Raw genomic sequence first — 11,534 nt, 5'->3', positions numbered from 1 at the left:
GATTAAAGTAAATGCTACATATAACAAAAAAGATAATCTATTAAAAAATTAAATGATGAAACTTACATCTTAGCCGTCCAAACACTAATCTAGCTAGTTAAACAAATGATATAAACAAACAAAACGAAAGTTTTTTAATTCTTAGTATTGCGGCTTTTACCATTTGGAAACTAAAATTTAACAAAAATTTAAAACACATTTGTATATACAACAATAATTAATGTTATATTTGTACCAACAAATTACATATATACAAATATGAAAATTGAAGAAATATTAAAATCGACTGTTGCAATGGATAATTCAAAAAAAATTATCCTAAATATTTTGTACACTCAAAATGTGATTACAGAAAATTTTAATGAAATCCTAAAACCATTTGAAATATCAAGTGAGCAGTACAATGTGCTACGAATATTAAGAGGTCAAAAAGGAAATCCAGCAAACATGTCTGTAATCCAAGAGAGAATGCTTGCCAAAACGAGCAACACTACTCGTCTTGTAGACAAATTGCTACTAAAAGAATATGTAACTAGAAAAGTTTGTCCTGATAATCGTAGAAAAATAGAAGTTTTAATTACATCAAAAGGATTAGAGGTTTTATCAGAATTAGATCCAAAAGTTATAGCACATGAACGTTTTTTTGCTCAAAATCTAACATCCGAAGAAATTGAACAGTTAAACGCTTTATTAGAAAAATATAGAAAACAATAAATAAAAATAATTATGAGTACTTTTATAGAAAACCAGAATTGGAGATATGCTACAAAAAAATTTGATGCATCAAAAAAAATTACAGCCGAAGATTTAGCAACGCTTAAAGAAGCTATTCGTTTAACAGCATCTTCTTATGGATTACAGCCCTACAAAATTATTATAGTAGAAAATCCTGAATTACGTGCTCAATTACAGCCTGCTGCCTACGGACAAGCTCAAGTTGTAGATGCATCACATTTAATTGTTTTTGCAAATGAATTAAACTTTGGTGCAGAAGGAATTGACGATTTTGCAAAAACAATGAGCGAAATTCGTGAAATTCCGTTAGAAAGTATTCAAGGGTACGTAGATTACATGAAAGGAAATATTGTAGGATTGCCTGAAGAAAGTAGAAACTTATGGTCAGCAAAACAAACCTATATTGCTTTAGGAAACTTATTAAACAGTGCAGCTGAATTGAAAATTGATGCTACTCCTATGGAAGGCTTCATCCCTGCTCAGGTTAATGAAATATTAGGACTTGATAAACTAGGTCTAAATGCTACATTACTTGCAACAATAGGATACCGTCATGAAGAAGATGCTACACAGCATTATAAAAAAGTTAGAAAATCAAACGAAGATTTATTTATTACACTATAATTTTTTTTAATCAACTTTAAACACACTAAAAATGAAAAACTTAAAATCAATTGCATTAGCAGCAGTAATAGCGCTAACAACAGTAACAGTAAACGCTCAAACAAAAGCAGTAGATGTATCTAAAAGTACTATCAACTGGGTTGGAAAAAAAGTAACAGGAGCACATGAAGGTACTATCAACCTAAAAAGCGGAAACCTTGTATTTAAAGGGAAAAAAGTAGCTGGAGGTTCTTTTGTTGTTGATATGACTTCAATGACTGTAACTGACTTGAAAGCAGGTCAAGGAAAAGAAAAATTAGAAGGACACTTAAAAGCAGATGACTTTTTTGGAACTGACAAATTTGCAACTTCAACTTTGGTTTTCAAAAAAATCGCAAGCAAATCAGCTAATCTTTACACTGTAACTGCTGATTTAACTATAAAAGGAATTACAAAACCTGTAACTTTTGATATGGCTACTACGGCTAACACTGCAACTGCTAATGTTGTTGTAGACAGAACTAAATATAAAATAGAGTACAACTCAGCTAGCATCTTTAGTGCTATTGGTGACAAAGCAATCAACGATGATTTCACTTTAGCTGTAAATTTGAAATTCTAATTTCAAATTAAATACCACTCTAAACCCTATCAAGAAATTGATAGGGTTTTGTATTTATACTAGTTTCTACAATTTATTAATCTTGCTAATAGTTTAAACTTGACTCAAAATATTTTTAAATTCTATCACTGTTAAATGGATAAAAGTAAAGTTTCATTTAATACAAAATAAATTTAAAATAGCGCAACAAATAAAGATAAGTTGCATAAAAATAACATACACTAGTTATTCATAATAAACTCATAATATTAAGTAGAGTCTGTCTTAACAGATCATAAGTACATTTGGATTGTTAAAAACCTCCATATCTTATAATAACTGAACCTACAAAAACAAATATTATGAAACTAAAAATGACACTCCTTTTATTACTGTCTTGCTTATGCATCAATGCACAACAACTCAAAGGAATAATAGGAGAAGACAACTGGCTCAATAACTGGACAAATTTTAAACCTGCCACTACAGAATATAATGAAGCTACAACCATACTAACAGGAGTTATAAGCAGCAACATGGTCTTGCAACGCAAAAACACCTATAGATTAATAGGTGTAGTGTATGTCACTAACAAAGCAACGCTTACTATTGAGGCAGGAACAGTAATTCGTGGTGATAAAGAAACTTGCGGAACACTTGTCGTTACAAAAGGATCTAAGATCATGGCTGAAGGCAATGAAACTGCTCCTATTATTTTTACATCTAATAATGCTGCTTTATCAAGAAAACCGGGTGATTGGGGTGGTATTGTAATTCTTGGCGATGCTCCAATTAATAGGATTGGTGGAATCGGTTTTTTAGACTTTAATTTAAATCAAGAGGTAAGCTATTACGGTGGAACAAATGAAGAGGACAGTTCTGGAATTTTAAAATATGTACGCATTGAATATTCTGGTAGAAAACTCAAAGAACAAAAAGAACTTAATGGTTTGTCACTTGCAGGAGTTGGAAACAAAACCAAACTAGAAAACATTCAAATTAGTTTTTCTAATGATGATTCCTTTGAATGTTATGGAGGTAAAACAACTTTAAACAATATTATTTCATACCGTTCTACTGATGATGATTTTGATTTTACTCAAGGTGCACAAGCTAAAATTACCAATAGTATTGCCATAAGAGATCCATTTTCAAGCGATGTTGCAGGCTCTAGATGCTTTGAAATAGACAATTATGATAAAATAGAAAACTGCGATTTTACTAAAAAAGCTACTTCAATCACCGCCAACAACATGACCTTACTTAATACGCAAGAAAACAATCAAGGACTTGTAAAGGAAGCTATTTATATTAAAGATAAGTGCTTTTTAACATTAGATAATAGCGTAATACATGGCTTTTCTGCAATTGCTGTTTTAGATTCAAAGATAGGATATATCAGTGAAAATCTAAATCGTGTTAGCTTTAGAGGAGTAATATCTAATAATTGCTCCGCAAAGATAATTAGTGAAGTAGCCGCAAATAACGTTGAAATAGAAAATTGGTACAGCAACGCCTCCTACGCATTTGACTATACAACAATACCAACTTTAGATTTTTTCATTCAACCATCATTGAAAAAAATTCCAGATTTCCGTTTAAGATCCTACACAAATTTAGCTAGTAAGTAATTCATATTAAATTTGATACTAAGAAAAGCTCCATTTTTACATTTGTAACAAAAAATTGAAAAAAAATTATTTAATTTTATATTAAAACGCATCATAATTGAATTTACATTTATATATTTGCATTAAATAAAACAACAATGAACACAATTTTAAACAATACTTGGTGGTGGAATAATTTACGTCAAACGTCGTGAACTAAGCTCCTATGGTATTTTTAAAACTATAAATATAAAAGGCTTGTCATCACGACAAGCCTTTTTTTTTTTGATAAAAATTGACACAACACTTAAAATATAAAAAATTGAAATCTTTTACATTACAAACTAAATACAAGCAAATCTTAGCTGACACCATTACACCAGTGAGTGTATACTTTAAGATTAGAGATAAATTTCCCAATAGTCTTTTGCTAGAGAGTAGTGATTATCATGGTAATGACAATAGCTTCTCCTATATTTGTTGCAATCCCATTGCATCCTTAAAAATAGAAAATGAAGTCATTTATAAATCATATCCTGACGGTAGTTCTCAAAAAATAAATATTGATGCAAGCACTGATATTCCAGCTGTAATTCAAGAATTTTCTGGACAATTCAAGTCAGATAAAAACAATTTCAAATTTATAAACAACGGGTTATTTGGATACATTTCTTATGATGCGGTTCGGTATTTTGAAAAAGTTACAATCGCAAAAAAAGAAAACAGCAATTCCATTCCTGATGTGTATTATGCGGTTTACCAAAATATTATTGCTATTAACCATTTTAAGAATGAAGCCTTTCTTTTTTGCCACAGCTTAGACGGTCGTAATAATATTGCAGAGATAGAACAACTGCTTCAATCTCGAAATATTGCTTCGTATAAATTTTCAAAAGAAGGTAACGGTTTCTCTAATTTGACTGATGAAGAATTTAAGGAAAATGTTGCTTTGGCAAAAAAACATTGTTTTAGAGGTGATGTGTTTCAGCTCGTTTTGTCAAGAAGATTTACGCAAGGCTTTAAAGGTGATGAGTTTAATGTATACCGAGCCTTGAGAAGCATCAACCCTTCTCCTTACCTATTTTTCTTTGATTATGGTGATTTCAAAATTTTTGGTAGCTCTCCTGAAGCTCAAATTATAGTAAAAGATAGAAAAGCCGAAATTCACCCTATTGCTGGAACTTTTAAACGCACTGGAGATGATGAGAAAGATGCAAGCCTTGCCAAACAATTATCTGAGGATAAAAAAGAAAACAGTGAACATGTTATGCTAGTTGACTTAGCCAGAAATGATTTAAGCCGAAATGGTCATGATGTACAAGTAGAAAAATATAGAGAAGTACAATTCTTTTCGCACGTTATTCACTTGGTTTCTAAAGTTACAGGGCATTTACATGACACGGCCACAACGATGCAAGTGGTAGCTGATACGTTTCCAGCAGGTACACTTAGTGGTGCACCAAAACACCGTGCGATGCAACTCATTGAAGAATATGAAAAAACAAGTCGGAATTTTTATGGAGGCGCAATAGGTGTTATGGATTTTGATGGTAATTTCAATCACGCCATTATGATCCGAAGTTTTTTAAGCAAAAATCATCAATTGCATTGTCAGGCTGGTGCTGGAATTGTAGCAAGTTCTGATGAAGAAAGCGAAATGCAAGAAGTATACAATAAATTAAGAGCCTTAAATGCCGCATTAGACTTAGCCGAAACGATTTAAATCCAATTCTAATAAATTCCTTGTGAAAGGATTTCATTTTCAAGAAAATATTAAAATAAAAAACAAAATGAGCAACAATATAACCACTCCATCTACTTCAACAACTGCTGTAAGAAAGCAAGTTTTAGTAATTGATAATTACGATAGTTTTACCTATAATTTAGTACATTATCTTGAAGATTTAGACTGTGAAGTTACCGTATACAGAAACGATCAATTTGATATTGATGAAATTTCAGTTTTCGATAAAATTCTACTTTCACCAGGCCCTGGAATTCCAGATGAAGCGGGTTTATTAAAAGAAGTGATTCGCAAATATGGTCCTACCAAGAGTATTTTTGGAGTCTGTCTGGGTCAGCAAGCCATTGGTGAGGTTTACGGCGGAACCCTTTCTAATCTTGACAAAGTATATCATGGTGTTGCCTCTATGGTAGAAACTACCGTGACTGATGAACTTCTTTTTGAAGGTCTAGGAAATTCCTTTGAGGTAGGGCGTTACCATTCTTGGGTAGTAGACACTAATTTACCTGATGTTCTGGAGATTACCTCTCTTGACGAAAACGGACAAATAATGTCTCTGCGTCACAAAACATATGATGTACGTGGGGTGCAGTTTCATCCTGAAAGTGTATTGACACCAAATGGAAAACGAATTTTAGAAAACTGGATTAAAAATTAGTTTCAAAAAATTTCCTAGTTAAAGTATCACACAAAGAGTTTACTATTAAGAACAACTATCAAAAATGAAAAACATATTAAACCGATTGATCAATCACGAAACCCTTTCTAGAGAGGAAGCGAAAAACGTATTGATTACTATTTCAAACGGAGGTTACAACAACAGCCAAATAGCTTCTTTCCTTACCGTTTACATGATGCGTAGCATAACTATTGAGGAGCTTGCTGGATTTCGAGAAGCACTGCTAGAATTGTGTATTAGAGTAGATTTATCTGCTTATAACACCATAGATCTTTGCGGTACTGGCGGTGATGGTAAGGACACCTTTAATATTTCGACATTAGCATCTTTTGTAGCGGCAGGTGCCGGAATAAAAGTAGCTAAACATGGTAATTATGGTGTTTCGTCTATTTCTGGTTCTAGTAACGTAATGGAAAAACTAGGCATCCGTTTTAGTAATGACAATGATTTTCTAGAAAGTTGTATGAATCAAGCTGGGATTTGTATTTTACACGCACCTTTATTTCATCCTGCAATGAAAAACGTGGGTCCTATTAGAAAAGAACTGGCTGTAAAAACATTTTTTAATATGCTAGGACCTATGGTGAATCCATCCTTTCCAAAAAATCAATTAGTAGGTGTTTTTAATTTAGAACTTGCTAGAATGTATGCGTATTTGTATCAAAATACAGATGTAAACTTCACCATACTTCATTCTTTAGATGGATATGATGAAATATCGCTGACTGGTGCTTCAAAAACAATATCAAAAACAAGAGAAGGGATGTTGAATCCCGAAGATTTTGGTGTAAACCTACTAACCCAAAAAGAAATTGAAGGCGGAACAACCATTGAAGAATCGGCTGAAATGTTCACAACAATTATTGCCGGAAAAGGAACTGAAGCACAAAACAATGTGGTTTGTGCCAATGCTGCAATGGCTATTGCAACGGTTACAAACTGTTCGCCTTTAGAAGGATTTCAAATAGCGAAAGAAAGTTTATTATCTGGAAAAGGACTTTTATCTTTGAAGAAATTACAAGAATTAAGCAAATAAACTAGTTTAAAATTTAAGGTAAGTGTTGTTGAAATCGCTAATTACAAATTACAGATCAACAATAAACGTATAATAATAAAGAAATGAACATTTTAGATAAAATAATAGTTGACAAAAAAAGAGAAGTAATTCTCAAAAAAACTATAATTCCGGTATCACAGCTGGAATCCTCAGTATTTTTTGAAAAAAAAACAATTTCATTAAGTCAAGCACTTAGAGCCAGTAACTCTGGAATAATTGCGGAACACAAACGCAGATCACCATCAAAAGCTGAAATTAATTATAGTTTTACTGTTGAAGAAGTTGTAAAAGGATATGAAAATGCAGGCGCTTGTGGAATATCAGTACTTACTGATGGGAAGTATTTTGGCGGTTCTCTTGATGATTTACTTTTGGCTAGATCAACAGTTAACATTCCGCTTTTGCGCAAAGAATTCATAGTTGATGAATACCAAATTCTAGAAGCTAAAGCCCACGGCGCCGATTTAATTTTGCTAATCGCTGCGGTTTTAACACGAGAGGAAATCAAACATTTATCTGAGTTTGCACATAGTTTAGGATTAGAAGTGTTACTTGAAGTACATGATCAAGAAGAGTTAGAAAAATCTATTATGCCGTCACTTGACATGATAGGTGTTAACAATAGAAATTTAAAAACTTTTGAAGTGAGTTTGGATTTCAGCATGCAACTCGCTTCACAAATTCCAGATGATTTTGTAAAAGTATCCGAGAGTGGAATTGCCAGTGTAGAAGCTATTAAAGAACTCAAACCGTATGGTTTTCAAGGATTTTTGATAGGAGAAAATTTTATGAAAACAGACAATGCAGGAAAAGCAGCTACTGAATTTATCCAGAAACTACTTTCTTAATTAAAAAAAATAAAACACAACAATCAATACAGGTAGTCATTATGCAACCTTCAATAAATAACCCAAATACAACTCCCCTTTCGTCTCCCGTTATGTCAGAAAAAATGGGTGTAAAAGTAAAAGTTTGTGGCATGAAATATCCAGAAAACATTTTGGAACTTGCTGCCCTACTACCCGATTATTTAGGATTTATTTTTTGGGATAAATCTAGTCGTTATTTTGATGGAGAGATGACAGAATTACCAGCATCTATAAAAAAAGTGGGCGTATTTGTACAAGAAAACATCGAAGTAATTTTGGCGAAAGCCGAAAAATACAATTTACAAGCTATACAATTACATGGAAATGAGTCGGTTGCTTTTTGCACTGATTTGAAAGAAAAATTACAAGGAAAAAGAATAGAAATCATCAAGGTTTTCTCGGTCAATGACACCTTTGATTTTCAAGAACTAAAACCTTTTGAAACGGTATGCGATTACTTTTTATTTGATACTAAGGGAAAACTTCCGGGTGGGAACGGCAATACATTTGACTGGCGGGTTTTAGAAAAATATCCTTCACTTAAACCTTTCTTTTTAAGTGGTGGAATAAGCCTTGATGAGGTTGAATCTATACAACAAATCTTGAATACCAATTTACCAATTCACGCTCTAGACTTAAACAGTAAATTTGAAACAGAGCCTGGATTAAAAGACATTACATTATTACAAAAGTTGCAACATAATTTACAACTTTAACTTTTTAAACGGAAACAAAATGAGTTACAACGTTAATGAAAAAGGATATTATGGAGAATTTGGTGGTGCTTTCATTCCTGAAATGTTATACCCAAATGTAGAAGAACTTCGCCAAAATTACCTAAAAATCACCGCAGAACCTGAATTTCAGGAAGAGTTTGATGCCTTGTTAAAAGAGTATGTAGGCCGCCCTACTCCTTTGTATTTTGCAAAACGCTTATCCGAAGAATACAATACTAAAATTTACCTCAAAAGAGAGGATTTGTGTCACACGGGAGCACACAAAGTAAACAACACCATCGGACAAATACTCCTAGCCAAACGATTGGGCAAAAAAAGAATTATTGCCGAAACTGGAGCTGGACAACACGGTGTAGCTACGGCAACTGTATGTGCCTTAATGGGACTTGAATGTATTGTGTACATGGGTGAAGTGGATATAAAAAGACAAGCGCCAAACGTAGCCCGAATGAAAATGCTAGGTGCCGAAGTAAGACCTGCAAAGTCTGGTTCTAAAACCTTAAAAGACGCTACTAATGAAGCTATTAGAGACTGGATTAACAATCCTGTAGATACGTACTACATCATAGGATCTGTGGTAGGACCGCACCCGTATCCTGATATGGTGGCGCGTTTTCAAAGTGTCATTTCAAAAGAAATAAAAGAGCAATTGCTTGAAAAAGAAGGCAAAGAAAACCCAGATTACGTAATTGCTTGCGTAGGCGGCGGTAGCAATGCTGCAGGAACGTATTATCATTTCCTTGACGAAAAAGAAGTCAACATCATTGCTGTTGAAGCAGCTGGACTAGGCGTAGATTCAGGGGAAAGCGCAGCCACATCAGCACTAGGAAAAATAGGCGTTATTCATGGTAGTAAAACACTATTAATGCAAACCAACGATGGACAAATAACAGAGCCTTACTCCATATCAGCTGGACTTGATTATCCTGGTGTTGGCCCCATGCACGCTAATTTATACACAACTGGTAGAGCTCAATTTATCTCAATTACAGATGCACAAGCCATGGACTGGGGTATCAAATTATCTAAAATGGAAGGCTTAATCCCTGCCATAGAAAGTGCGCATGCGTTTGCTGTACTAGACGAAATGAAATTCAAGAAAGACGATATTGTAGTAATTAATCTCTCTGGCCGTGGTGACAAGGATTTAAATACTTACATCGATTATTTTAAATTATAATTTAATACACGATTATCCTGTGAGATGTTTTTTTTGACTTAATTTTAGGGCGTTCCCTCGCCGAAAAAAGCGAGGTCAGGCTGTACGCTAAATTCCCGATTAACAAAAACTACGGCAAAAGCCTTGTTTTTCTAAACCGGGAGATACCGCTGGCATCCTTAACGCAATCAAGAATAGCATATCACGTTTTAAATTAAATTTGTCAAACCCACATTATGGAAAAATTATTTGCTTACGGTAGTTTACAAAACGAGGACATACAAAAAGACCTCTTTGGGCGCATTCTAGAGGGCACTCCAGAAACACTAATAGGGTATGTGGTAAAACAAATTCAAATTGAAGAAGAATTTGGCATTGTCAACTACCCCATTATTACCCAAACTGAAAATCAAGAAAATACCATTAATGGAATGGTTTACGAAATTAGTACCAAAGAGCTACTCCAATCTGATTTATATGAAGGGCTGCATTATAAAAGAGTTGAAGTACAACTCCAATCAAAACAGAAAGCCTGGGCCTACAGCGCCGTAATTTAAATAAAAGTAAGCCCATAACTAAACCCTAATAAAAAAGGGAAATCAATATATCATGAACAGAATTAATAAGAAATTACAAGAAAATAATAAGATCCTTTCCAATTACTTTTCGGCTGGATATCCTAGCTTGAACGATACCGTGCAAATAATCCAAGACTTAGAAAAAAATGGAGTTGACATGATTGAAATTGGACTGCCTTTTAGTGATCCACTAGCAGATGGCCCTACGATTCAAGAAAGTTCAACCCAAGCCTTGCATAACGGCATGACCACGCAAGTATTATTTGACCAACTGGAAAAAATAAGAGAAACAGTTTCCATACCACTAATCATCATGGGCTACTTTAACCCTATGTTGCAATATGGAATTGAAAATTTTTGTAAAAAATGTGCTGCAATAGGAATAGACGGATTAATCATTCCAGATTTACCCGTAGATGTATACGCTGATTCTTATAAAGATATATTTGAGAAATACGGTCTTAAAAATATTTTTTTAATAACACCACAAACTTCTGTAGAGCGCATTCATTTCATAGACAGCGTCTCTGATGCATTTATTTACATGGTAAGTTCAGCCAGTGTTACCGGTTCTCAAACTGGTTTTGGAGCCACACAAGAAGCATATTTCAAACGAATTGCCGACATGAATTTGAAAAATCCACAAGTTATTGGTTTTGGAATCAACAATGCCGAAACTTTTAATCAAGCCACACAATTTGCTAAAGGAGCCATTATAGGCAGTGCGTTTATTCAAGATTTAACTAAAAACGGAACCCAAAACATAGCAACATTTGTAAAAAGTATTCGATAATCAGTTTAAAAATAGCTAACGGTGTTTCAGTGTAACTTGAAGCGCCGTTTTTTTTGTAAACAGATTAGCAGATTACAATAATTCTAGGTCTATTAATTATTTAAATAGGCAACAGAAGAACGTTGATAATTAACAATTACAGTTCAATTATTTTATAAAATAATTATGCCTATTAAGTCTTTTTAAATTAAAAATTAAGTTAAGAATTCATTGTCAGTATTTCATTTACAACTTCAGAAAAACAAACTTACCATACACAAAATTTAGAACGAAAAATATTCACTAAATAAAGATTCATTAGATCCTTTTATTAGAAAAATTAAATACATTTGACATTAAAAGATAGAACATATCCCCGCATAAACATAT

General features: G+C 33.2%; 12 protein-coding genes. All 12 read left to right on the top strand.

Features of this window, described 5'->3' with window-relative positions:
• Nucleotides 1–258: 258 nt before the first annotated feature.
• The 12 genes from DNC80_RS12395 to trpA all read left to right on the top strand — a co-directional run bounded on the left by DNC80_RS12395 (nucleotide 259) and on the right by trpA (nucleotide 11,165).
• Entirely contained in the window at nucleotides 259–714 is a 456-nt protein-coding gene (locus DNC80_RS12395) for a MarR family winged helix-turn-helix transcriptional regulator (RefSeq protein ID WP_086454059.1), read from the top strand.
• A gap of 12 nt (nucleotides 715–726) precedes the next feature.
• Nucleotides 727–1,359: an NAD(P)H-dependent oxidoreductase gene (locus DNC80_RS12390; RefSeq protein ID WP_182651493.1), complete on the top strand. Its 633-nt coding sequence runs from the start codon at nucleotides 727–729 to the stop codon at nucleotides 1,357–1,359.
• 31 nt (nucleotides 1,360–1,390) lie between these two features.
• A complete protein-coding gene (locus DNC80_RS12385; protein WP_182651492.1) occupies nucleotides 1,391–1,960 on the top strand; it encodes a YceI family protein in 570 nt (189 codons plus the stop codon).
• A gap of 341 nt (nucleotides 1,961–2,301) precedes the next feature.
• Nucleotides 2,302–3,570 (top strand): hypothetical protein, encoded by a 1,269-nt coding sequence (locus tag DNC80_RS12380; protein WP_182651491.1) that lies wholly within the window; start codon nucleotides 2,302–2,304, stop codon nucleotides 3,568–3,570.
• A 301-nt stretch (nucleotides 3,571–3,871) separates the two neighbouring features.
• Nucleotides 3,872–5,272 (top strand): anthranilate synthase component I family protein, encoded by a 1,401-nt coding sequence (locus tag DNC80_RS12375; protein WP_182651490.1) that lies wholly within the window; start codon nucleotides 3,872–3,874, stop codon nucleotides 5,270–5,272.
• A gap of 67 nt (nucleotides 5,273–5,339) precedes the next feature.
• Complete coding sequence (locus DNC80_RS12370) at nucleotides 5,340–5,951, top strand: aminodeoxychorismate/anthranilate synthase component II (protein WP_182651489.1); 612 nt, start codon at nucleotides 5,340–5,342, stop codon at nucleotides 5,949–5,951.
• 64 nt (nucleotides 5,952–6,015) lie between these two features.
• Complete coding sequence (trpD, locus tag DNC80_RS12365; protein WP_182651488.1) at nucleotides 6,016–7,008, top strand: anthranilate phosphoribosyltransferase; 993 nt, start codon at nucleotides 6,016–6,018, stop codon at nucleotides 7,006–7,008.
• A gap of 83 nt (nucleotides 7,009–7,091) precedes the next feature.
• Entirely contained in the window at nucleotides 7,092–7,877 is a 786-nt protein-coding gene (gene trpC / locus DNC80_RS12360) for an indole-3-glycerol phosphate synthase TrpC (protein WP_182651487.1), read from the top strand.
• A 92-nt stretch (nucleotides 7,878–7,969) separates the two neighbouring features.
• Nucleotides 7,970–8,614, top strand: a complete 645-nt coding sequence (locus DNC80_RS12355) for a phosphoribosylanthranilate isomerase (protein ID WP_255493243.1) — start codon at nucleotides 7,970–7,972, stop codon at nucleotides 8,612–8,614.
• A 19-nt stretch (nucleotides 8,615–8,633) separates the two neighbouring features.
• Entirely contained in the window at nucleotides 8,634–9,815 is a 1,182-nt protein-coding gene (gene trpB, locus DNC80_RS12350; protein ID WP_158727984.1) for a tryptophan synthase subunit beta, read from the top strand.
• Between the two features lie 215 nt (nucleotides 9,816–10,030).
• A complete protein-coding gene (locus tag DNC80_RS12345) occupies nucleotides 10,031–10,351 on the top strand; it encodes a gamma-glutamylcyclotransferase family protein (protein WP_182651486.1) in 321 nt (106 codons plus the stop codon).
• A 52-nt stretch (nucleotides 10,352–10,403) separates the two neighbouring features.
• The gene (gene trpA, locus DNC80_RS12340) at nucleotides 10,404–11,165 is read left to right on the top strand and encodes a tryptophan synthase subunit alpha (RefSeq protein WP_182651485.1); all 762 of its coding nucleotides are present in this window, start codon (nucleotides 10,404–10,406) and stop codon (nucleotides 11,163–11,165) included.
• Nucleotides 11,166–11,534: the final 369 nt, after the last annotated feature.

Origin of the sequence: Flavobacterium sp. SOK18b, assembly GCF_014156605.1 — a bacterium.
Classification (GTDB): domain Bacteria; phylum Bacteroidota; class Bacteroidia; order Flavobacteriales; family Flavobacteriaceae; genus Flavobacterium; species Flavobacterium tiangeerense.
This window is presented reverse-complemented; position numbering and strand designations above follow the sequence as displayed.